The 22852-nt window shown below is 65.1% G+C and carries 16 protein-coding genes; 14 read left to right on the forward strand and 2 right to left on the reverse strand.

Going from position 1 to position 22852, the window contains the following annotated elements; genetic code table 11:
* The first annotated feature begins 55 nt into the window (after positions 1 to 55).
* From RCH12_RS02145 to RCH12_RS02180, 8 genes are all read left to right on the forward strand, one after another.
* Positions 56 to 1531: a malate:quinone oxidoreductase gene (locus tag RCH12_RS02145; protein WP_327015905.1), complete on the forward strand. Its 1476-nt coding sequence runs from the start codon at positions 56 to 58 to the stop codon at positions 1529 to 1531.
* A gap of 286 nt (positions 1532 to 1817) precedes the next feature.
* Positions 1818 to 3965, forward strand: a complete 2148-nt coding sequence (locus RCH12_RS02150; protein WP_327015906.1) for an intein-containing Rv2578c family radical SAM protein — start codon at positions 1818 to 1820, stop codon at positions 3963 to 3965.
* A gap of 318 nt (positions 3966 to 4283) precedes the next feature.
* Positions 4284 to 6203, forward strand: coding sequence for a hypothetical protein (locus tag RCH12_RS02155; RefSeq protein WP_327015907.1), 1920 nt, complete (start codon positions 4284 to 4286; stop codon positions 6201 to 6203).
* A 58-nt stretch (positions 6204 to 6261) separates the two neighbouring features.
* Complete coding sequence (locus RCH12_RS02160; RefSeq protein ID WP_327015908.1) at positions 6262 to 7626, forward strand: sensor histidine kinase; 1365 nt, start codon at positions 6262 to 6264, stop codon at positions 7624 to 7626.
* Positions 7623 to 8960, forward strand: coding sequence for a hypothetical protein (locus RCH12_RS02165; protein ID WP_327015909.1), 1338 nt, complete (start codon positions 7623 to 7625; stop codon positions 8958 to 8960). Before RCH12_RS02160 ends, RCH12_RS02165 begins: the two co-directional genes overlap by 4 nt.
* 60 nt (positions 8961 to 9020) lie before the next feature.
* Positions 9021 to 9743 (forward strand): thymidine kinase, encoded by a 723-nt coding sequence (locus tag RCH12_RS02170; RefSeq protein ID WP_088455154.1) that lies wholly within the window; start codon positions 9021 to 9023, stop codon positions 9741 to 9743.
* A 70-nt stretch (positions 9744 to 9813) separates the two neighbouring features.
* Entirely contained in the window at positions 9814 to 10464 is a 651-nt protein-coding gene (locus RCH12_RS02175; RefSeq protein ID WP_103431518.1) for a response regulator transcription factor, read from the forward strand.
* Positions 10461 to 12851: an ATP-binding protein gene (locus RCH12_RS02180; RefSeq protein WP_327015910.1), complete on the forward strand. Its 2391-nt coding sequence runs from the start codon at positions 10461 to 10463 to the stop codon at positions 12849 to 12851. Before RCH12_RS02175 ends, RCH12_RS02180 begins: the two co-directional genes overlap by 4 nt.
* On the opposite strand, the gene RCH12_RS02185 is transcribed toward RCH12_RS02180, so the two are convergent.
* Positions 12848 to 13573: a CPBP family intramembrane glutamic endopeptidase gene (locus RCH12_RS02185; protein WP_327016008.1), complete on the reverse strand. Its 726-nt coding sequence runs from the start codon at positions 13571 to 13573 to the stop codon at positions 12848 to 12850. The genes RCH12_RS02180 and RCH12_RS02185 overlap by 4 nt on opposite strands.
* A 141-nt stretch (positions 13574 to 13714) precedes the next feature.
* On the opposite strand from RCH12_RS02185, the gene RCH12_RS02190 reads away from it, so the two are divergent.
* The 6 genes from RCH12_RS02190 (at position 13715) to RCH12_RS18540 (ending at position 21758) form a co-directional block, all read left to right on the forward strand.
* The gene (locus tag RCH12_RS02190) at positions 13715 to 15157 is read left to right on the forward strand and encodes a polysaccharide biosynthesis tyrosine autokinase (protein ID WP_327015911.1); all 1443 of its coding nucleotides are present in this window, start codon (positions 13715 to 13717) and stop codon (positions 15155 to 15157) included.
* Between the two features lie 44 nt (positions 15158 to 15201).
* On the forward strand, positions 15202 to 15804 hold the full coding sequence (locus RCH12_RS02195; RefSeq protein WP_327015912.1) for an arsenate reductase/protein-tyrosine-phosphatase family protein: 603 nt from the start codon (positions 15202 to 15204) through the stop codon (positions 15802 to 15804).
* Between the two features lie 989 nt (positions 15805 to 16793).
* On the forward strand, positions 16794 to 18278 hold the full coding sequence (locus RCH12_RS02200) for a sugar transferase (RefSeq protein ID WP_327015913.1): 1485 nt from the start codon (positions 16794 to 16796) through the stop codon (positions 18276 to 18278).
* Positions 18279 to 18540: 262 nt separating this feature from the next.
* The gene (locus tag RCH12_RS02205) at positions 18541 to 19704 is read left to right on the forward strand and encodes a hypothetical protein (RefSeq protein WP_327015914.1); all 1164 of its coding nucleotides are present in this window, start codon (positions 18541 to 18543) and stop codon (positions 19702 to 19704) included.
* A gap of 34 nt (positions 19705 to 19738) precedes the next feature.
* Entirely contained in the window at positions 19739 to 20896 is a 1158-nt protein-coding gene (locus RCH12_RS02210; RefSeq protein WP_327015915.1) for a glycosyltransferase, read from the forward strand.
* A 121-nt stretch (positions 20897 to 21017) separates the two neighbouring features.
* Positions 21018 to 21758, forward strand: a complete 741-nt coding sequence (locus RCH12_RS18540; protein ID WP_442784551.1) for a glycosyltransferase family 2 protein — start codon at positions 21018 to 21020, stop codon at positions 21756 to 21758.
* A gap of 150 nt (positions 21759 to 21908) precedes the next feature.
* On the opposite strand, the gene RCH12_RS02215 is transcribed toward RCH12_RS18540, so the two are convergent.
* Positions 21909 to 22829 carry an NAD-dependent epimerase/dehydratase family protein gene (locus tag RCH12_RS02215; protein WP_327015916.1) on the reverse strand — a complete coding sequence of 307 codons (921 nt, stop codon included), beginning with the start codon at positions 22827 to 22829 and terminating at the stop codon, positions 21909 to 21911.
* Between the last annotated feature and the right edge of the window lie 23 nt (positions 22830 to 22852).

A 22852-nucleotide genomic window follows, 5' to 3' on the forward strand; every position in this document is an offset into this window, starting at 1 on the left:
CCGGGGGCTGCTGCGCCCCGGCGGAGCGGCCCGCGCGGCGGGTTAGAGTTAGAGCGTGAATTCAGAAAAGGTCGATGTCGCCCTGATTGGCGGGGGAATCATGAGCGCCACCCTGGCCACCCTGCTCGCCGAACTGCAGCCGGACTGGAACATCCAGGTCTACGAGCGCCTCGGTGAGCTCGCGCAGGAGAGCTCCAACCCGTGGAACAACGCCGGGACCGGCCACGCCGCGCTCTGCGAACTCAACTACATGCCTCAGGCTGCCGACGGCACCGTCACGGCCGAGAAGGCCGTCGCCATCAACGAGCAGTTCCAGATCAGCCGTCAGCTCTGGTCACACCTGGTGGAGACCGGGGTGCTGCCCGAGCCGGAGAAGTTCATCAACTCCACCCCGCACATGACCTTCGTGCACGGCACCGCCAACGTGGACTACCTGCGCAAGCGCATGGCCGTGCTCGCCGGTGAGCCGCTGTTCGCCGGGATGGAATACAGCGAAGACCCCGCCGTCATCGAAAAGTGGACCCCGCTGCTGACCAAGAAGCGCGCCGCCAAGCAGAAGATCGCGGCGACCCGCATCGAGTCCGGCACCGACGTGGACTTCGGCGCCCTCACCCGCTACCTGTTCGCCTCGCTCAAGAAGCGCGGCACCGACGTGCACCTCAACCAGCAGGTCACCGCAATCAAGCAGCAGGATGACGGCTCCTGGAAGCTCAAACTGCTCAGCCTGGTGGGTCGTTACACGAACACCGTCGAGGCCCGCTTTGTCTTCGTCGGTGCCGGCGGCGGCGCCCTCGCGCTGCTGCAGAAGAGCGGCATCCCCGAAATCAAGGGCTTCGGCGGCTTCCCGATCAGCGGCCAGTTCCTGCGCACCAACAATCCCGCCATCGTCAAACAGCACCAGGCCAAGGTCTACGGCAAGGCCGCCGTGGGCGCGCCGCCGATGTCGGTGCCGCACCTCGACACCCGGGTAGTGGATGGCGAGACCTCGCTGCTCTTCGGCCCGTTCGCCGGATTCAGCCCCAAGTTCCTCAAGACCAGCACCTGGTTCGACCTGCCTTTCTCCGTGCGCGCGCACAACCTCGTGCCGATGCTCGCCGTGGCCAAGAACAACTTCGGCCTGATGAAGTACCTGGTCGGCGAGGTTTTCGCCTCCCGCACGGCCAAGCTCAACGCACTGCGCGAGTTCATGCCCACGGCCAAGGCCGAGGACTGGGAACTGATCACCGCCGGCCAGCGGGTGCAGGTCATGAAGAAGGACGCCAAGGCCGGCGGCATCCTGCAGTTCGGCACCGAGGTCATCACCTCCGCCGACGGCAGCATCGCCGGGCTCCTCGGCGCCTCGCCCGGAGCCTCCACCGCCGCGCCGATCATGGTCGACCTGCTCAAGCGCTGCTTCCCGGGCGAGTACTCCCGCTGGGAGCCGCAGCTGCGCGAGATGGTCCCGAGCCTGGGCACCAAACTCTCCGACGATCCCGCCGCGGCCGCCGCCTCCCTGGCCGCCACCGCCAAGACCCTGCACCTCACCGCGTAGATCCTCTTCTGCTGGTCGAGCTCGTCCCGTCGGTCGAGCTGGTCGAGGTTGTCGAGCCCCGTGACCCGGCCTGCGCCACGCCCGCGGCCCGCATCCGCTGCCCGACTGCGAGCTATGCGGGTCAAGCGCCGCTATGCGGGTGGCGTGCCACCCGCATAGCGGCGCGTACCCCGCATACCGCCACGGCCGGCGGATGCGCCCCCAAGCCCGCCCCCGCCCCGCCGCCCACCCCGCGTGACACACCCACCACCTTGCATCCCACTCGAACATGTGTTCGACTGGATGCATGCGCTGGAGTGGACAGGAACTAACGACCGAGCAGGCCGGCGCGCTGCCCGGTCTGGCCCGGCTGAACAACCTGGTGCGCAGCGTCCGCACCCCCGAGTTCGACGGGATCACCTTCCACGAGGTGCTCGCCAAGTCCGCCCTCAACCGGGTGCCCGGCCAGAGTGCGATGCCGTTCGGCTGGACCATCAACCCGTACCGCGGCTGCTCTCATGCGTGCACCTACTGTCTGAGCCCGGAAACCCTCATCCTGATGGCCGACGGCCGCCAGAAACCGCTCTGGGAGGTGCGGGTCGGCGACGCAATCATCGGCACCCGCGCGGAAGGCTCCTACCGGCGATACGTCGAGACGACGGTCCTCGCTGCCTGGAACACCCGCAAGCGCGGCCACCGGATCACCCTCGCCGACGGCACCGAGATCGTGGCCAGCGGCGACCACCGATTCCTCACCGAACGCGGCTGGAAGTTCGTGACCGGCGCGATGAGCGGTATCGCGCAACGCCCGTACCTCACCACGAGCAACAAGCTCATGGGCTTCGGGCTCAATGGGCTCACCGAAACGACCCAGCCGCACTTTTTTGCACCCAACTACCGGCGAGGTTACCTGACAGGGATGATTCGGGGCGACGGCATGATGATCTCCCGGGATTATCCGCGTCGGGCTCGGGGCGGCAGCACGGTGCGCCTGTTCAGGCTGGCGTTGGCCGACCCAGAAGCGCTCAACCGCTCTCGCCTGTTTCTCGAGCAGGAGGACATTCGCACGCAGACCCGCCCCTTCGCCGTCGCATCCGATGCGAGGCGGTCAATCAACTCGATCTACTCCGGGAAGGCCGAGAATTACACTCGGATCACCGATCTCATCGATTGGCCGGAATCGCCGGACCCGGATTGGCATGCAGGGTACCTCGCGGGTGTCTTCGACGCGGAGGGATCGTGTTCGCAAGGGGTTCTGCGCATCAGCAACAAAGATGTCGCGATCCTCGACAACATCCAGCGGTCCATGGGCGCACTGGGAATCGATCACGTGCTCGAAGGCCCAAGGTCAAATGGTGTCCGCTGCGTTCGAGTGACCGGCGGTCTCCCGATGCGGTCGAGGTTCTTCAACTTGACCGGCCCAGCCATCGACCGCAAGCTCGCCATCACGGGCAGGGTGGTGAAGTCGGATGCCGAGCTGCAGATCATGGGGATCGACGACCTGGGTGTCACCATGGACATGATCGACATCACCACTGGCACCGGTGACTTCATCGCCAATGGCGTGATCAGCCACAATTGCTTTGCGCGCCCCACCCACAACTACCTCGACCTCAACGCCGGCAAGGACTTCGACAACGAGATCATCGTCAAGGTGAACGTGGCCGAGGTGCTCCGGAAAGAACTCGGCAAACCCACCTGGGGCAGACATCCGGTGGCCCTGGGCACCAACACCGACCCGTACCAGCGCGCCGAGGGCCGCTACCGGCTGATGCCCGGAATCATCGCCGCGCTCGCCGAATCCGGCACCCCGTTCTCGATCCTCACCAAGGGCACCCTGCTGCGCCGCGACCTCGACCTCCTGCACGAGGCCAGCCAGCAGGTGCCGGTGGACCTCGCCATGTCCATCGCCATCTACGACGACGCCCTGCAGCAGGCCGTCGAGCCGGGCACCCCGAGCACCAAGGCGCGGCTGGCCACGATCAGCGCGATCCGCGACAAGGGCATGGACTGCTCGGTGTTCCTGATGCCGATCCTGCCGTTCCTCACCGACACCCGCTCCCACCTCGACGAGGCCATGCGCCAGGCCAAGGCCGCCGGCGCCACCGGGGTGCTCTACAGCTCGCTGCACCTCAAGCCCGGGGTCAAGGAGTGGTACTCCCAGTGGCTCGAGCAGGACCACCCTGAGCTGCTGCCCAGGTACCGCGAGCTCTACAAGCGCGGCACCTACGCACCCAAGGAGTACCGCCAGTGGCTGGCCGAGCGCATCCAGCCACTGATCCGCGCGCACGGCCTGCAGCGCCGCACCGAGGACCCGGCCACCGGCGGCATCCTCTCCACGGCCCTTACCGCCTCGCCCGTCGGCGCCAGCACCGCCGCCCCCGGCAGCCCGAACGTCCCGCCCTCCCTGATCGCCGCCGAGCTGCCCCTGGACCTGACACCGACGCTATTCTGAGCGGCTGTCGCTCCAGCCGACCATCCGCAAGTCCCTCCGCCTGGCTCGAGTTGCTCAGGTCACGCCTAGCTGCCCGCTCCCTGCCCGAGTTATGCGGGTCAGACGCCGCTATGCGGGTGGCGGGCCAGGCGCATAGCGGCGTTTACCCCGCATGACGTCCCAACCAACGGATGCGGCGCCCCGCCGAGCCGCCAACCCCACGGACGATGGATATAGCGTCATTTGTTGCGGGCGCCAACGGCGATCGATAGGCTCTCGATCGCACCGGCGTCGGCGACTAGACAGCCTGCTGGGCACGGCGCTCAGAGATGGATCCGAATGTCGACGTCGTCGCGCAATCCGGTGGCCAGATGGACCCGTCTGAGCGGAGCCGTGCTCGCGTTAGCCGGCATGAGCCTGATCGCCGTGCCGCTCGTCGCGGCCGCAGACCCGGCCGGGCCAACGATGAACAGTGTCACGATCGAAGTGATGATCTTTGACCAGGATGCCCCGGTTCCCCTGGTCGGCAGCGTCGTGACGCTGCGAAATGAGACGAGCGGTCAAAACGCGGGCACAGGTAGGACCGGATCCGATGGCCGCGTCACGTTCGACGTCGATACGGCGGCCTCGTCGCAGTACTCCGCCGACCCGCAGTGGCCCGGCGGCAGCGACGACGATGACGCCCTGTGGTGGATGCGGGCGGAGTTCCGCGCCACGACCACGAACGTCGTGCCCATCAACATTCAGCACCCCTACCGATACCTCTCCGGGCGCATCACCGCGACGGACGGCACCACCGCGCTTTCGGACCTGACCGGCGGCGCCGCTGTCCTCAGCCGCGGAGACGCCATCCTGCAAACGATCCCACTGGCCGCCGACGGTACCTTCCGCACCCCCGCTGTGCCGACCCTCGACGCTGAGCAGTACCGGCTGAAGTTCACACCGCCGCCGGCCTACAAACTCGTCGACGGGCAGGACGCCGGCAGTGCGGCGTTCTCGCTGCCGGTTGACCCCGACGGTGCCACAACCTTCGACGTGTCGCGCCAGTTCTCTGTCGTGCCGCTCGTGACACCAGCGCCGACACAGACGCCGACGGACACCCCCACGCCGACTCCGACGGACACCCCGACCCCGACGGCCACCCCGACCCCGACCCCGACCCCGACGGCCACCCCGACCCCGACCCCGACCCCGACGGCCACCCCGACCCCGACGCCGACGCCTACGGCCACGCCGACCCCCACGGCCACCCCGGCCCCGGTCCAGTCACCCGGCGGAACGGGCACCGTGTTCTCCGGCGCGACCGGACTGAGCGGCAGCCTCAACGCCGTGTCCGAGAGTCAGCTTGAGGACCTGCTGGCCGCGACCGCCCAGGCTGGCAGCGGCAACACCGTCGGGCTCACCAACGAGACCGGCCAGGTGCTCGGTCTGGCGACCCGGCCGACAGCCGCGGACGAGCTGCAGCTGCAGGCCGTGGTCAGCAGGACCGCCAGCGCCATGCCCGGCGTCACCGTGACTGGCGTGCCCCTCGCCGCCGTTGATATCGAAGGGCTCATGCGGGAGGCTCAGCTCAAGCGTGTGAAACTGACGGAACAGAAGCTCTTCGACCAGATCAAGATCATTCAGGCTGGCAATGAGACCGCAATACGTCTCAACACCGCCAGGGCGCGCGTGGATGAATACATCAACAGCCCCAACCCCACCCGCTTCGCTGAGGCCGCGGCGGCAGTTCGAGCCGCCGGTCTAGGGACCGATCCGTTCCTGACGGCATCTCCGACCGATGCGACCGGGGCAGGGCGGGCCTTGAGCGCCACACTGAAGGGCCTCATCGACACGAACTCGAACAACCAGCAGATGGACATGCTCCGCCTGCAATCGTTGAGCAACAAGGTCAACGAGGCCTACGAGACCATGTTCAACACGATGAAGAAAATCCAGGATTCCCGCTCGAGCATCATCGGCAACCTGCGCTCAGAGCCCGTCGCCCTCGGCACAGTGCAGTGGGACAACGGCACGGTGACCGGCAACTTCGACCTGACCGCGGTTCCCAACGGCAGCCACCACCTCATCCTCAACTTCGCGGATCTGGGCGTGACTATTGTCGCCGACGTTACCGTTCAACGCGGCGCTCTCGCGGCTACTGGCGCGCAGGCGGGGGCGACGCCGGCAATCGGCCTCGGCATGCTGATCCTCGGTTTGGCCGGTGTCATCGGCGGGCCGCTGCTTCGCCGGCGCGAGCCGCGACTCGTCACGGCATAGCTGCAGCGGATGCCCACACCCGCGCACACCTGAGATAATCAGACGCGGAGAGGGCGCGATGTCACTTGGGTTACCCGACCACCTGGTCAAGGCCACGCTCAGCCGTGCCCTGGCCCGGGCGTCGCACTGGTTCGGCCTGGTCTGCCTGGCCGGCGCCCTGTTCTCGGTCCTGGCGCTGAGCGTGTTCCCGGTCACCGACTGGCTGCAGATCACCGTCGCCGCCATCCTCGGCATGGGCGCCCTGCTGGCAATCCTCGCCCGCTGGCGCACGGTGCCGCTCACCATCGCCTACCTGCTGGTCGGTGCCCTGTGCACCTACCTGTTCACCAGCGCGGTGCTGGGCATGCCCGGCGTCTTCCCGTCCTCGGACATGTTCCTGATTTCCCTACCCAAAATGGCCCTGATCATGGTCGGCGGCGCCGGCACCGGCGCGCTCGTCGGCGTGCTGTGGAGCACCCTGGGCTTCCTCCTCGCCGAGGCCGCCGCCACCCTCGCCATCTCGCAGACCCCCGTGCCCGACCGCCCCGACGTGTTCACCGTGGTCACCTATCTGTTCCTGGTCGGCGTGATGCTGCTAGACGGCCTCGCCCGCCGCACCGGACGCGCCGCCCAGCCCGCCATCCACCGCGCCGTGCAAGACGACGAGTCCCGCATCCTGCGCCACGACTTCGACGTGCGCGCCATCGCCCTCATGCACGACACCACCCTCAACCAGCTGGTGTCGGTGGCCCGCGCCAAACCCGGCCCGCTCAGCCGCGGCCTCGAGGCCGGCCTCCGCGAAACCCTGCAGACCCTTGCCGAGCGCGACTGGCTCACCCACGTCGACGAGCGCACCGCCGCCGCGGCGGGCAACGACGGATGGCTGTCCAGCGCCGTGTTCCGAGCCATCGACCGCATGCGCGACCGTGGTCTCGTCGTCGACATCACCGGCGACAAAGAGGCCCTGGCACGCCTGGACCCGCAGAGCGACAAGGAACTGGGCCTGGCGGTGCAGCAATGCCTGGTCAACGTGCTGCTGCACGCCGGCATCGTCACCGCCGAGGTGGTCATCGACGCCGACGGCCAGAACGTCTCGGTGATGGTGCTCGACGCCGGCCAGGGCTTCATGGAGTCCGAGACCGGCAACGACAGGCTCGGCCTGCGCCAGTCGGTGCGCAAACGCATCGAACGGCTCGGCGGCTCCGTGGTGATCTGGTCCCGTCCCGGCGCCGGCACCTCGGTGCTGCTCACCCTGCCCGCCCCGCCCATCGTGCCGAGCACCATCGCCGCGGCCGCCGAAGCCGCCGCCGAAACCGCCCCCGCCGCCGAGACGGCCCCGGCCGCCGAGTTGCCCCCGCCCGGACGAGTTGCCCCGGCACAGCAGGGCAACTCGACCGCAGCAGGGCAACTCGCGGATGCGCCCACCGACAAGGCCACCCCGTGACCGCCCACCGCGCCACGCAGCAGCGCCTCGACCCGCTGGGCACCCTCGCCGCCTGGCCGCTGTCGCCAGCGATCGCCTCGATCGTGCTCTGCTACTCGGTGATCGCCACCGTCCTGCAACAGGACCAGATCCGAAACCCCCTGATGGCCACCCTCGCCGTGCTGGCCATGGCCGCCGCAGCGGCCACCCTGGTGATCGGCACCCAACCGGCGCGGTCGCCGTTCGGCCGCCGGATCCACCTGATCATGGCCGGCTTCGCCCTGCTCGGGTACGTCTGCGAGCAGCTCAGCCGGTGGGGCGACAACCTGCTCGTCCAAGACGACTTCGGCCCGGTCTGCATCGGCTTCCTCCTCCTGGCGCTGGCCCCCTACCGGCCGTGGCGGGAGATCGCCCTCTCCGGCGCCGTCGCCAGCATCGTCGCCATCCTGATCACGCTCCCGCAAGCCGGCTCCTATGAAGTGCATGTCCCCGTCGCCGTGTACGCGATCGTCTCGGTTACCCAGATCCTCGCGCCCACCGCCGCCGGCGCCGCGTACTCGCGCCGCATCGTGCGCTCGATCCTGGCTTGGCAGACGGATGCCCGCCGCGCCATCGTCGCCCGCACCGAAGAAGCCCGCGGCCAGATGGCCCGGGCCGTGGTGGAGCAGCAGGTCTCCGCACTGAAGTCCGGCGTCATTCCGTTCCTCGCCGAGCTCCTCGAGCGTGGCACCGTCACCGCCCTGGACGTGGCGCAGGCCGGCCAGCTTGCCGCCGAGGTGCGCCGCACCCTGGTCGCCGAGATCGACCGCACCTGGCTGGACTCCGTGGCCACCCGGGAACGTGCCGCCCTGGCCGAGCGCGGTACCCCGGGCCTGCTCGTCGTGGCCGACCCCGAGCACCGCGCCACGGCGTTTCGCGCCGAACAGCGTGCCGCCACGGCTGCCCTGATCGGGGCCCTCTGCGCGGCGCCCGGCTTCGACCCGCACAGCCTCGTCGTGCAGATCACCGGCTCGAGTACCCCCACGCCGCCCCGGCCCGCCCCGGCCACCCTCACCGCCCCGAGGCCCACCCTCACCAAAACGGCACCGCCGACATCCGTCCCGGTCGACACCATCACCATCCAGGCCGCCCTCGACCTGCCGCCGCGCAAGGTGCGCGCGCTGCTGCGCCCCTACCTCGGTGTCATCCGGGTGGTCTTCGCCAACGTGCGGGTCACCGTGCGGCGCCCCTCGCTCACCATCGAGTTCGACGGCGCCCGCGACCCGCACCAGGTGGGCCCGCCCCGGGAGGCCCTGGCCACCCCGGCCACCCCCGCCGGGGTGCGCGCCAAGCAACCGCCCCGCCAAGTACGCTGAACCTCAAGAAACTAGACGTACAAGACGTACAAGACGTATAAGAGGGCGGTACCGGCGGTAATGGCGAAACTGTATTTCCGATACGGGGCGATGAACAGCGGCAAGAGCACCTCGATGCTCCAGGCCGCCTACAACTATGAGGAGCGCGGCCACCGGGTGCTGCTGGCCAAGCCGTCGGTCGACACCAAGGGCGACCGCGGCATCCTCTCCCGCCTGGGCGTCACCCGCGGCGTCGACTTTCTGCTGACCCCCGAGACGGATGCCTACGCCCTGTTCCAGCAGCACCGGCACGAGACCGAGGCCACCACCGGGCTCGACGTCAGCGCCCTGCTCGTCGACGAGGCACAGTTCCTCACCGAAACCCAGGTCGACGACCTGCTGCGCATCGCGATCCTCGAGAACATCCCGGTGCTCGCCTACGGCATCCGCACCGACTTCCAGACCGTGGCCTTCCCCGGCAGCCGCCGGCTGCTCGAGGTGTCGCACAGCCTCGAAGAACTCAAGACCATCTGCCGGTGCGGTCGCAAGGCCGTCTTCAACGGGCGAAAGGTCGACGGGGCGTTCGTCTTCGACGGCGACCAGGTGGCCATCGACGGCGTCGAGGTCACCTACGAGTCGCTCTGCGGCTCCTGCTACCTCGAGGAGAGCCACGGCGTGCTCAACAACCGACGCCGGGAGCCGGCGGAGCGAGGGCGCTCAATCGGCGTGGATTCGCACGAAGCGAGTCCGGCCACCGAGAGCGCCCCAGCTTGCCCCCCGGCAAGTTCCCCATCATCACCCTAGGGAAGCATCCGCGGCGGCAAAAGCCGTCATTTATCAGGGCACTCGATTCCGCACGGCAGAAGAGGCAGATATGCACAGGTTCCGCGTTGCGCTGATCGACGACCACGAGATCGTGGCGCGCGGGTTCGCCGGCCTGTTCGCCACCCTGCCCGACATCGAGGTGGTGGCCACCGTCGCCACGGTCGCCGAGCTGCTGGCCGAGGTGGGGGAGACCCCGGTCGACCTGGTGATCCTCGACCTGCGCCTCTCCGACGGCTCCACCGTCACCGGCAACGTCGACCGGCTGCGGGCCACCGGCGCGGCCGTGCTCGCGTTCACCGGCGGTGACGACGCGGGTCTCATGCGCGCCGCCGCCCGCAGCGGCGTGCTCGGCGTGGTGCGCAAATCCGAACCCACCGACGTGCTGCTCGACGCGGTCACCCGGGCAGCGGCCGGCGACACCATCGCCTCCACCGAGTGGGCGGCAGCGCTGGATGGCGACCCCGACCTCTCCGATGCCGGCCTGAGCCCCCGCGAGCGGGAGGTGCTCTCGCTTTACGCCGCCGGCGCCAAGGCCCCGCTGGTGGCCTCGCACACCGGACTGTCCGAGCTCACCGTGGTCGACTACATCCGCCGGGTGCGGTCGAAGTACGAGAGGGTCGGCCGGCCGGCGAACACCAAAATCGACCTGTACAAGCGTGCGCTGGAGGACGGCATCCTGCCGGTTCCCGGCCGCTCATGACCGCGCTGACTGGCAGCACGGGCAGCCCCGGCACGCTGCAGGCCACCGACCCGACCGTCCCGATTCCCATGGTCGCCGAGCGCCCGGCCCACACGGCCACCGCCAACCTCACCCAGCTGCTCTGCATCGCCGTGGCGGCCGCGGCCGGCATCTTCGGACTGCTCTCACTGCCGTCGTACCTGGCGCAGGCCTGGCCGAACTCCGCGTTGGCTGCGGCCGCCTGGGCCGCGTCGTTCGGCCTGCCGATCGCCCTGGGCCTGAGCGCCCGGTGGGGGTCGGCGCGCATCCTGCGGGGCATTGTCACGGCCGAGGCGCTCAGCTTCGTCGGGATCCTCGGCTTCTGGCTCATCGTTCGCGGCACACCCCTGCCCGCCGGCGCCGACATCCCCTGGGTGATCACCTTCACCGGGGTGCCGTGCGTGGCCGTGGCCGTCTTCGCCCAGCCGCGTCTGGTCTGGGCGTTCACGGTGCTCACCTCCACGCTCAGCGGCTTCGTGCGTTTCACCACTTCCGCCGAGGCCAACCCGGCCCTCATCGGCCTGGCCGACGGCCTGTACTCCCTGCTGCTGGTCAGCGTGTTCGTCGCGTTCACCCTGGCCGCCCGTCGCGCGTCGGCCCGCGTCGACGAGGCCACCCTGCTCACCCGGCAGGCCGAGGCGCACCGGGCCGCGCGGGTGGCCCGCCGGCAGGAGCGGCTGAGCATCGACGCGCTGGTGCACGACAGCGTCATCTCCACCCTGTTGATGGCGGGCCTGGGCCGCACCCCGCCGTCCGTGGTGTCCGGCCACGCGTCCAAGACCCTCACCCAGCTCGATGCGCTGCGCGCCCCGCCGCCGCAGCCGGTGCTGCTGGTCTCCGACGCCGCCGCCCGCATCGGCACGCTGACCCAGCAGATCGCCCCGGATGCGGTGGTGCGCGTCGACAACCCGGCCCGCGCCGGCCAGGAGGCCGGCATCGAACGCACCGTGCCGTCGGCAGCGGTGACGGCCATCCTCGGCGCGGTCGGCGAGGCCCTGCGCAACTCGGTCAACTCGGCCGCGGGGCATGACCCCGCCCGGACGGTGCACCGCCGTGTCACGATGCTCTCCACTACCGACGGCTTTCAGGTCACCGTCAACGACGACGGCGTCGGTTTCGACCCGGCCCTGGTTCCGCCGGAGCGGCTGGGCATCGCCGAGTCCATCCTGGGCCGCATGACCCGGTTGCCCGACGGCGCCGCCCACGTGCGCTCCACTCCCGGCCGTGGCACCGACGTAGTCGTGGCCTGGGCCCCCGACCGCGAGCCCGCGAATCGCACGCCAAACCGACCAACGCCACCCCCGTCGGTCGAGCCTGTCGAGACCCCATCGGTCGAGCCCCATCCGTCGGTCGAGCCTGTCGAGACCCCCACCTTCCTCTCCCGCTCCCTCGACCTCACCACCCCCATGGCCCGCCTCATCCTGGCCCTCTTCGTCTTCGTGCACGGCCTGCTCGCCGTCATCAACATCGTCCCCGGCCGGCCGCTGGCCCTGATGCTCGGCGCCTACGTCGCGATCGTGCTCTCCGCCATCACCCTGATGCGCCCCATGAACCGCCCCTTCCCCCGCACGCAGGTGGCCGTGGCCCTCACCCTCAGCGGCGTCGGCGCCATTCTGATGTTCGGCTACCTGCCCGCCCACGACGAGGCTCCGTTCGCGCACTGGCACCTCGGCGCGATCACCCTGATCCTGGTGGTGCTCGCCGCGCGCGGCCAGATCCGGTCGGCCTGGATGGGCTACGCGGTGCTGGCCCTCCTCACGGTGGGCTGGGCGGTCGAGACCGGCCAGTCGGCCATGGTCGGGGTGGACCTGGTCAGTCGGCACGCCGGCACCCTGCTCGCCGGCAGCCTCTTCGTCGTCGGGCTCGGCCGCTCCGAACGCGACCTGCGGGTGCTCACCCAAGACGACCTGGCCCGCGCCCGGCAAGACGCCACCACCGTGGCGGCAATCCGTGAGCGCAAAGCCCAGCTGCGCCGGGTCAACGCCCTCGCCCGGCCCACCCTGCTGCGGCTCGCCGAGCCACACGCCCTCGCCGCGGATGAGCGTGCCCAGTGTCTGCTCGTCGAGGCCAGCCTCCGCGACGCCATCCGCGGCCGCTGTCTGTTCGTGCCCCCGGTCATCCACGCTGTCCAGGCGGCCCGGCAGCGCGGCGTGGAGGTCACCGTGCTCGACGACAGCGCCGACACCCCGCCCGAGCAGCTCGAGACCCTCGCCCGCACCGTCGCCGATGTGCTCGACACCATCGAACACGGCCGCGTCACCGTGCGGGTGTTGCCGGCCGGCCGAGCGGATGTGGCCACCCTCGTGATCGAGTCCGGCACCCACCGCATCCTGGGCGTCGGCCCCGACGGTGCCCTGCGCAGTCCCTAAAGCAGCGCTGGGACGACCACGAGCGCGTTGAAGGTCACATGCGCCACGATCGCCCCGCCCAACCGCCCGGTCAGCACGGCCAGCGCTCCAGCACCCAGGCCGAACAGGAACGTGGACAGCCCGATCACCACCGTTGCGGTCATCGAGCCGGTGTTGATCACGTGCACGAGGGCAAACACCACGGCGCTCACCACCACGGCCGTGCCGCCAGCGACCGCCGCTGACACACCCCGGCCGGAGGTCGCGCCCTGCACTGAACGCAGCACCAGCCCGCGAAAGAACATCTCCTCTATAAGAGGAGAGAGAACCACAGGCGCCAGAAACACCAGGAACCACCACCACAGATCCCGCACCGGCTCACCCAGAGTCGCCCCGGCCGAACCCATCTGCCCATAGCCGGCGATCTCCACGATCGTCGCCAGCACCCGAGCCACGACGCCCACGGTGAGACCCCACAGCAGATCGAGCGGGCGAAAGCGCAGTCCGATGTCCCGCACCAACGACCGGGTGCCAAACCCGAAACAGAAAATTAACACCGCCCCCAGAAACGGAACCCACGCCACGAGGTAGCCGAGCAACGTGCCCAGCTGCTGATCAAGAACGGCACCACGGGAGAGCAGGCTGTTTAGCCCTGCCACCAGCAGAACGGCCGCGACGACGCCGGCTGCGGCGATCTCCACGCCGAAGCGCGGCTGCGGTTCACGGTCAATCGCTGGAGTCATGAAGCCCAAACTATCGGTTCGAGGGGTTGCGTTTTGAGCACTTCGGTGGATGGACACCGGCCCGCGTATGGCACCATAACTATGGGGGCGAACGATTCCGGCCTCGTACCTGTACGGCAAGCACCAAGGAAAGGCCGCTGAGTGGAACTTCGCGACTACATTCGTATCCTGCGCAAGAGCTGGGTGCTGATCGTCCTCCTCACTCTTGTCGGTGTCGGCGCCGCTGCCGCGTTCTCCTTGGTGCAGACGCCTAAGTACAGCGCCACCGCCAAGGTTTTCGTTTCCACCCAATCGGGCGGGACGACCAGCGAGCTGGCACAGGGCAACACCTTCACCGTGCAACGGGTCAAGACTTACGCTGACCTAGTCGCCACACCCATCGTGCTGTTGCCGGTTATCGGCACACTTGAGCTGGGAATTCCAGCAGACGAGCTAGCGAAGCGAGTCACGGCCTCAGCGCCCCTAGACACGTCGATCATCGACATCACGGTCATCGACACCAACCCGGTTCGGGCAGCGGACACGGCGAACGCCATCTCCCAGAGCCTCACCGCGGTCGTTGAGGACATTGAAACCCCGCTCACCGACGACGCGATCTCCCCGGTGAAGCTCACCCGGGCGCAGGAATCCACCGTCCCCTCGGTACCAGTCAGCCCGAACATCCCGATGAACATCGCTTTGGGAGTCTTGGTTGGCCTCGCGCTCGGCCTCGGCCTGGCGATTCTGCGCGAGACCCTCGAAACCCGTATCCGCAACGAGCACGATGTAGAGGGCGTCACCGATGTGGCCATTCTTGGTGGCATCGTGTTCGACCCGAAGGCGCAGGATCGCCCCCTCATCGTGCATGTCGACCCGCGCAGCCCCCGCGCCGAGTCCTTCCGCACGCTGCGCACGAATCTTCAGTTCCTCGACGTCGGTCGCGCCGACCGCAGTTTCGTCATTACCTCCTCGATCGAGAGCGAGGGCAAGAGCACGACGGGCGCCAACCTCGCGATTGCCCTGGCAGATGCCGGCTCCAAGGTGCTTCTCATCGATGCCGACCTGCGTCGCCCCAAGGTCGCCGACTACATGGGTGTTGAAGGCGCCGTCGGCCTGACCGACGTACTGATCGGTCGTGCCGAGCTCGACGACGTCATCCAGCCATGGGGCCGCGCGCAGTTGTTCGTTCTGCCCGCCGGCCACGTGCCGCCCAACCCGAGCGAGTTGCTGGGGTCGGCCCGCATGACCCACTTCATCGGTGAGTTCAACCGTATGTTCGACGTGGTCATCTACGACACCCCGCCGTTGCTGCCGGTCACCGATGCCGCGATCCTTGCCAAGAACGTCGGTGGCGCGATCATCGTCGTCGCCGCAGGCCGCACCCAGAAGAACCAGCTCAAGGGCGCCATCTCCTCGCTTCAAAACGTGGGCGCTCCCATTTCCGGTCTGGTCCTAACCATGCTCCCCACCAAGGGCCCGGACGCATACGGCTACAACCGCTACGGCTACGGGTATGGCTACGGCTACGGTGACGACATCACCACCGACGAGCCCACCCGCCGGGAGCTGGCTAAGAGGGCGAAGATCAAGAAAGCCAAGGGATAGTCATGGGCGAGCAGCAGCCACACGCTCCGTTTACGGTTCTAGTCGTGTGCACCGGCAACATCTGCCGGTCGCCCGTGGCCGAACGGCTCCTGCACGCTCAGCTCGAAGGTGCCGGAATTCCGGCACGAGTCGTCAGTGCCGGCACTCAGTCGATGGTCGGCCACGACATGACCCCCGAGGCAGCTCAGCTGGCGCAGCACTACGGAGCCGACCCCCTCGGCCACCGCTCCCAGCAGCTCACCGAACAACTCATCGCTGACGCCGACCTAGTCGTCACGGCAACGCGCGAACACCGCAGTGCCGTGGTCTCCCTGCACCCTCGCGCCTCGCGCTACACCTACACCCTCAACCAGCTGGTTCGCCTACTTCCGGCAGCCCTCGAGCCCGCCACCTCGTCGGTAGAGCCCCACACGTTGGTCGAGCTTGTCGAGACCCCGCACACCGATCCCGCCACGACCCTGCGTGCCCTCCTCGTAGAAGTAGCCGCCACCAAAGGCTTCTCCCCGCCCCCGCCCCACCCCGACGACGACGACATCGAAGACCCCTACCGTCAGTCCGCCGAGGTCTACGCGCGAGTCGGCAACGTCATCCACGCCACCGTCACATCTATCACCAAAGGCTTCGCCACCGCGGTGGGTCGCCGCTAGCCCATGTCTCGCCCACCCCGTTTCAACCCCCACAAATCGTCCCGTCGTCGAATCTGGATCTACGTCGCAGTCATCGCATTCGTTGTAGTCGACGCACTCCTCATCGGCTGGGCACTAAGCGCTCGTAGCGCACACACCGCGGCTGAGCCATCCCAACCCATCCCCACTTTTGCCCCTGGCGAGGCAGAATCCACTCCAGTTCCCCAGGCCGCATCAACCATTGCGATCCCCTCGACCCGGCTGCTCTCGGCCCTGGATGGCAACACCGCTTGGCGGGCAACCACGGGGGAGTGCCCCACCGCGTCGGCTGCTCCCGAACTCTCCAGCGATTCGGGTGCCACCTGGCAGGGCACCGACGCTACGAGCGACGTGCAGGTCACGGCTCTACAGGAACTCAATGTGATCTCTGACACGTCGGTTGAGTTAATCGGCCTTTCAGACGTAGCCTGTGCTCCGCAGTTCGTCAAGTCCTTCGTCGCCGGGGATGACTACTCCGACTACCCCGACCAACTCGCCGGCCAGTGGTACGTCGACCCGGCCGATCGTTCCGTCGTGCACACACCCGCAGGCGATGCCGCTGCACCATGTCCCGCGGTTGTCGCTATCGCGCCGCGCACCGACACATCCGGCTCCAGCGTGGTCCTTTGTAGGGACACCCAGGTCTACATAACCGAAGACTCGGGTGAGACGTGGAGCAACCTAATGCAACTCCCTGGTGCAGTTAATCTGGCCGTAACCGAAAGGGGGTACGTTATAGCAGCGGTCGGTCTCCCGGAATGTGCGGGGGTGCAGCTGATCGCCCTCTCGGTCGAACCCATGGCGGCCACCCCGAAAGGCTGTCTCCCGGTAGATGCATCAGCGGAGGCAATGCAGGGCAAAGTTGCGGTATCTGAATCGGCCGACACCCTTTGGATCTGGGTTGGGGATTCAGTGCGGCGATCCACTGATGAAGGAATATCGTGGCAGTGAGTCGGGTCACACGGGGGAAAATGAGTAAGCCAGCACCGGACGATATTTCAGTTGGCACTGAGCGCACGGCACGCAACTGGCGTGATGTGTATGCCGCTCGCCTTGTGATCACCGACTTGCTTGTGCTTATTTGGGTGGTTTTCGGGGTACAGATTGCATGGTTCGGTGTTTCGTTTGCGGACGTTCGCTTTGGCGGCAACTTAACTCAGATCGCCGTTAGCTACACGGCCATCTCCGTCACAATAATTGCCGCGTGGATGCTCATGCTTGGAATCTACGGCAGTCGCGGCTACCGAGTCCTGGGAACCGGTCCGCAAGAATACCGTCAGATAGCAGATGGTACAGTGCGTCTTTTCGGTCTCGTGGCGATAGTCTCGTTCCTCTTCCAGATTGAATTTGCCCGCGGCTACATACTCATCGCCTTTCCTCTGGGTCTGGGGGTACTTATTGCATCACGCTGGATTTGGCGGATTTGGCTTGGGGCACAGCGCCTTGATGGGAAGTATTCCTCACGGGTCCTGCTCGTCGGATCGATGGAATCTGCTGAACATCTCGCTCGGGAGTTAGCGACACAGTCGGCTGCGGGCTACCTGGTCGTCGGGGCTTGTGTGCCGGGCGCAGGAAATGTCGAGTTCCTTTCCGGGACGACCATTCCCGTTTTCCTCGATATCGACAAACTTCAAGAGGCAATGTCCTCAGTCGGAGCCGACACTGTCGTGGTCAGCAGCAGTGAGGGGCTGCCACCTCAGCGCATGCGTGAATTGAGTTGGAGCCTTGAGCCGGGTCGCCAGCATTTGGTTGTGGCACCGAGCCTGACTGACATCGGTGGACCGCGTATCCACACTCGCCCGGTTGCCGGACTACCGCTGATTCACGTTGAGACGCCCCGGTACGAGGGGAAGAGACAATTTGCCAAAAGGGCATTCGACATAGTCGCTTCCAGTGCACTTATCTTATTATTTTCCCCCTTTATGGCTGGGATCGCGATCGCTGTTCGAATGAGCACACCTGGTGATGTCTTGTTCCGACAGGAACGCGTGGGCATCAATGGGACGCGCTTCACTATGCTGAAGTTTCGGTCAATGGTCACGGACGCCGAAAGTCAATTGTCTAGTTTGCGGGATCAAGACCGGACCGAAGGCAACTCGGTTATGTTCAAAATGAGGGATGACCCCCGGGTTACACCAATCGGCAAGTTTCTTCGCCGCTACAGTCTCGATGAACTACCGCAGCTATTTAACGTCTTCGGGGGAAATATGGCCTTGGTCGGGCCAAGGCCACCGTTGGCCTCCGAGGTGAGTGAGTACGAATCCCACGTTCACCGGCGCTTCTTAGTTAAGCCGGGAATCACTGGACTATGGCAGATTAGCGGCCGCTCGAACTTGTCCTGGGAGGACACCGTGCGACTTGATCTGTACTACGTCGAGAATTGGTCAATAACGGGAGATCTAGTCATCCTCTGGAGGACGGCCAAAGCCGTCCTCGGGCGGGTTGGAGCCTTTTGAACTGGGAATATGGAGCGTTGCCAACTTCGCCAGTGTCTTTCGTCACCATGTGGGATCGAAAAGTTCTAAAACCAGATGTTGGTCACCACGGGGAGTGGGTTTGGCAATGACGGTAGCGCCGTTAGAACAGCCCCGCTTCGGTAGCGTGGGGTGGAGTGTCGTGGTGCGAGGGATTTCGTTCCCGATAACAGCAGTCTGCACCTTCGCAACTACGGCGATTGCAATTCGATATGCGGGGGGTACGGCCTACGGTGCGATTGCGGTGATCTCGACGTTGTCCCAATTGCTGCCGTATGCTGACCTTGGTATCGGCGCGGGGGTGATGAATGCGGTCTCGACGTCTAAGAACGGTGACAGGGATCGTATCGGAGCCGTAGCGTCGGCTATCCGATGGCTGATTATCCCGTTTGCTGTCTTAGTAGTTGTTGGAGCACTTGGGGCCACATTATTCTCCTGGAGCAAGCTCCTCGGGATTGAAGCCTCTCAGATCGAAGGTCTGGATTGGGCTACAGCATTCGCACTGATTTTCTTTGCGATCGGAATCCCGCTTGGTGTGGGGCAACGGGTGCTAGTTGGGCTCTCGCTAAACCCATTGGCTGTGGGACTAAGTTCGCTTGTATCGATCGTGACGTTGGTCTCCACGTTAGTGATTGTTTGGACAGGCAGCCCGATTGCTGCGTTGGCGGTTGCCCCGGCACTTGGATCCCTACTGAGTGCAGGCGTGGCCTGCTTCGTTGGATTGCGGCTAGTTCAATTCAAGTTTTCGTACATCGTTCGGGTTCGCGAGTTCAGGTCGCCGGGGTTGATCTCTCAGGGAATTTCGTACCTCGTGTTGATTGCGGCCTTGGCCGCTGCCCTTCAGGGCGGACGAGTCCTCCTTGCACAGGCCAGCACGCTGAACGAGGTGGCGTCATATTCGTTGATGATGCAGCTGTATCTCCCGATCTGGTCATTCTTCTCAGTTGGAGGGATCGCCCTCTGGCCTATCTTCGCAAAGCTGCGCATGGACCCTGGTGCAAGACAGATGCCCGCGGTCGCGAAAATGGCTAGGTACTTCTCGTTGGCTGCAGTAGGTGGGGGTCTCGGAATCATATTCTTGGGCGCGTGGGTTGCTGACTTAATTTCGGCGGGGGAAATTCGTCTGGGCCCCACGCTCCTTGTCGTTTGCGCAGCTTTTCTCGTCGTGCAAGCCATTCAATTCGTGCTTGGCATGGCGCTCACGTCACCAGCAGACCTTCGTTTTCAAGCTGTGTGTGCGGTCCCCATGTCTGTCGTTGTGATCACGCTAATCTCTGTCACCGCATCACAGTGGGGAGCGGTTGCCCCCTTCTTGTGGGCTGCGGTGGGGGTGGGGCTGTTCCAAGTGCTGCCCAATGCGATTCGCATCCGGTGGAATGATGCACGCCAGGCGCAGACGACTGTGTAGTCGCGGAATGACCGACGAGGGAAAGGTGTGGTCCATGGCATACGAGACCGAGAGTTTCAACCGCAGCGAAAGAGGGAACCGGGTGGCAATGGTCCGCCATGAGCTGCCTAAGCCGTCGGAACCTTTCATCACTGATCAGACGCTCTATTTCGCAAAGTATCAGCCGGTGTTCGTGGCGCGAGCACTGTCAGGTTCCGCACTTCCTATGGAAGCCAGGGCGGTCGACATGGCCGGAATGAGCGCATGGAAGCGATACAGCTACCCAGTACTTGTCAATCCGACTCCGCTGGTAGAGATCCTTCGTCGGGAAGAAGCCGACGTCGTGCATGCTCACTTCGGGCCTGAGGGAGTGTACTCACGCACGGCAGCAAGGCGATTGGGGCTCCCGCACATAGTCTCCCTCTACGGATATGACATGACGGTGACATCGAAAGCGTTGTTGGTGACTAGGCGTGCTTCGTTTGTGCATTATGCCCTCCGGAGGCGGCAACTACTCCGGGGCGAGTCCACATTTATTTGCGTCTCAGAGTACATACGCAACAGGGCGGTTGAATTCGGATTGGATCCGTCGCGTTCTGTCGTCATTCCCGTCGGAGTCGACACCGTCGCTTTTGCCCAAACGCCGGTACCCGCCGAGCCCCATGTGGTTCACGTGGCGCGACTCGTCGAAAAGAAGGGGACGCGGGATCTCATTCAGGCGTTCAAAACCGTTAGCCAGAAGATCGCCGGCGCGCGCCTGATAATCGTGGGCGATGGGCCTCTGCGGAGCGAGCTTGTTGCATTGGTCGAGAGGCTGGGTCTGTCTCGGTCAGTTGATTTTCGCGGAACTCTTGCTCGGGCTGAATCCATCGATGAGATACGTAAGGGAGCAGTATTCTGCCTGCCCAGCGTTACGGCCGCTAACGGCGATCAGGAAGGGTTGCCTCAAGTAATCCTGGAGGCTGGGGCGCTCGGCCGCCCAGTCGTAGCGACATTTCACAGCGGCATTCCGGAGGGTGTTGTCGAAGGGCTGAGCGCTCTGCTTGTCCCGGAGGGAGCTCCGAAAGACCTCGCATCTGCGCTCATATCTGTTCTGTCCGATAGTGGTGCCGGTCAGCGGATGGGAGACGCCGGTCGAAAATTTGTCGTGGAAAACTATGACTTGCGTTCGCAGACGGCAAAACTCGAGGCCGTCTACGAATCGCATCGATAAGGCCTGCAATGCTGAATTCGAGATACAGCACCAATCCTGGAAAATGAACGAGGACCTAGACATGAATGCTCAGCTACTTGTGGTTGTCCCGACACTCGGCACCCGACCTAGATGGTTGATGATGGCAGTGCGGTCGATTGCGGAGCAGCCGGACGTCAGAGTTCGAATCCGGATCGTGTCACGATCTGCGATCGTACCTATCGACAGCGATCCGACTTGGGCTCCAATCGAATACGTCGTTCACGAGGAGCGAGGTCTTTCCTCTGCGATTAATCGGGGTCTCCAGGGAGCTCGAGAGGAGTTCGTGACTTGGCTTGGCGACGATGACCTTCTGTCTCCGGGGTCCCTAGCTGCAAGCCTGAGGTCCCTTGTTAGCAGTCCGGGGGCGCCGTTCGTTTATGGTCGGACCAGGTATATCGACGCGAACGGGGACACAATTGGTTTTTCGAGGCCTACTCGGTTCGCACAGGAATACTTGAGATTTGGAAAGAACTTCGTTCCGCAACCAGGCAGTATCCTGCGGGCATCGGACCTCGAACGAATCGGTGGGCTGCGACTTGACCTAGCGAATTCCATGGACCTTCATATGTTCATCAATTTGAGGAACCTCGCTAGAGGCGTCTATCGTCCGGTGGAGCTCGCTGCCTACAGGCTTCACAACGACAGCATCACGGTTGCCAAAGGCCTAAACGAGGAAGCTGAAGGCGTTCGACGCTCGCATTTGGGAAGAGTCGCTGGGATGACACGCGCGATCTGGAGGCCGGCCACCAGGCTTATCGATCGCCTGCTTGACAAAGCAACCAGGGTTTTGCCCTATCCCCCGATCCCACGGCGGGGTTTTTCTGAATACACGAAGCCATAGGAGTCGCCGTCTGCGGAGACGTTCGTAGGCAACTTACTCACGAGTAAGGCACGGCAGCACACGAAACCGCCCGGTCGTGGCTTGTGCCAGTGCACTGATCTCAATCCTCTGTAAGCGGTTTCCAGACGGCTGTCGTGATCCGCTTCAGAGTTACGGGAGCATTCCGGACAGGGGCAATTGCTGCAACGTATTAGCGATGCCCGTGTGCAGCGACGTTAAGTTGGTATCGCGGAATTCGTCGTGAAACCTATCGGTGTTCAGGATGACCTTGGAAACGTATGTTGCCGGCGAATCCCGTCCGACTATCTTGAACTCACGACCCAGGACCTCGCCGATAACCGTTAGAACTTCATTTACTGAAGCTCCATGTCCGCTACCCAGGTTGTACATCGAGTGCCTTGGCTCGGTATCACTCATCAGACCGATCATCCTGACTAAGTCCTCGACGTAGAGGTAGTCGCGCACCATTGAGCCGTCCCCGAGCCGGACGACGGGGTTGCCGGCGGCAATCTGTTTCAACGCAATTGGAATTAGCCCTTGACCACGGTTGCCCGTCTGTCGCGGACCATATGGGTTTGAAATCCGCAATACAACCGACTCAAGGCCCTCCGTTACTCTGAAATACCGAAGGTAGTTCTCAATTGAGAGCTTGCCTATGCCGTAAGGGGAAATTGGCAGGGTAGCGTCCTCCTCCTTGTATTCGGTCAGAGACTGATCACCGTAGATTGCACCACCAGTGGAAGCGAAATAGACCCGTCGGACACCCACTTGAACGCACGACTGAAGCAGCGCGATGGATTGTGCGACATTGGTTCTGACATCCATCGTGGGATCTGCTTGCGCAGTTGCCGGAGTTGTAGTCGATAAGAAATGATAGACAACGTCTTGCCCGAGAACTGCCCGCTTGAGGTCGGCATCGTTTAGAAAATCTCCGGCCATTGATTCGACTTGGTCAGAAACGTACGACCGGTGCTGCGAGCTAAAACGATCAAAAGCTCGGACGGTGTGCCCTCGACGGACCAGTTCATCGACAAGGTGTGAACCGATAAAACCGTTGGCTCCGATAATCACGCATTTCGTCATTTTGCCGCCGC

It is taken from the genome of Cryobacterium sp. MP_3.1 (assembly GCF_035984795.1).
Lineage (GTDB): Bacteria > Actinomycetota > Actinomycetes > Actinomycetales > Microbacteriaceae > Cryobacterium > Cryobacterium zongtaii.

Coding starts and splice junctions, on each gene's coding strand:
- RCH12_RS02150 (WP_327015906.1), top strand. CDS start 1,818: ATGCGCTGGAGTGGACAGGAACTAACGACCGAGCAGGCCGGCGCGCTG.
- RCH12_RS02155 (WP_327015907.1), top strand. CDS start 4,284: ATGTCGACGTCGTCGCGCAATCCGGTGGCCAGATGGACCCGTCTGAGC.
- RCH12_RS02160 (WP_327015908.1), top strand. CDS start 6,262: ATGTCACTTGGGTTACCCGACCACCTGGTCAAGGCCACGCTCAGCCGT.
- RCH12_RS02170 (WP_088455154.1), top strand. CDS start 9,021: ATGGCGAAACTGTATTTCCGATACGGGGCGATGAACAGCGGCAAGAGC.
- RCH12_RS02175 (WP_103431518.1), top strand. CDS start 9,814: ATGCACAGGTTCCGCGTTGCGCTGATCGACGACCACGAGATCGTGGCG.
- RCH12_RS02180 (WP_327015910.1), top strand. CDS start 10,461: ATGACCGCGCTGACTGGCAGCACGGGCAGCCCCGGCACGCTGCAGGCC.
- RCH12_RS02185 (WP_327016008.1), bottom strand. CDS start 13,573: ATGACTCCAGCGATTGACCGTGAACCGCAGCCGCGCTTCGGCGTGGAG.
- RCH12_RS02200 (WP_327015913.1), top strand. CDS start 16,794: ATGAGTAAGCCAGCACCGGACGATATTTCAGTTGGCACTGAGCGCACG.
- RCH12_RS02210 (WP_327015915.1), top strand. CDS start 19,739: ATGGCATACGAGACCGAGAGTTTCAACCGCAGCGAAAGAGGGAACCGG.
- RCH12_RS18540 (WP_442784551.1), top strand. CDS start 21,018: ATGGCAGTGCGGTCGATTGCGGAGCAGCCGGACGTCAGAGTTCGAATC.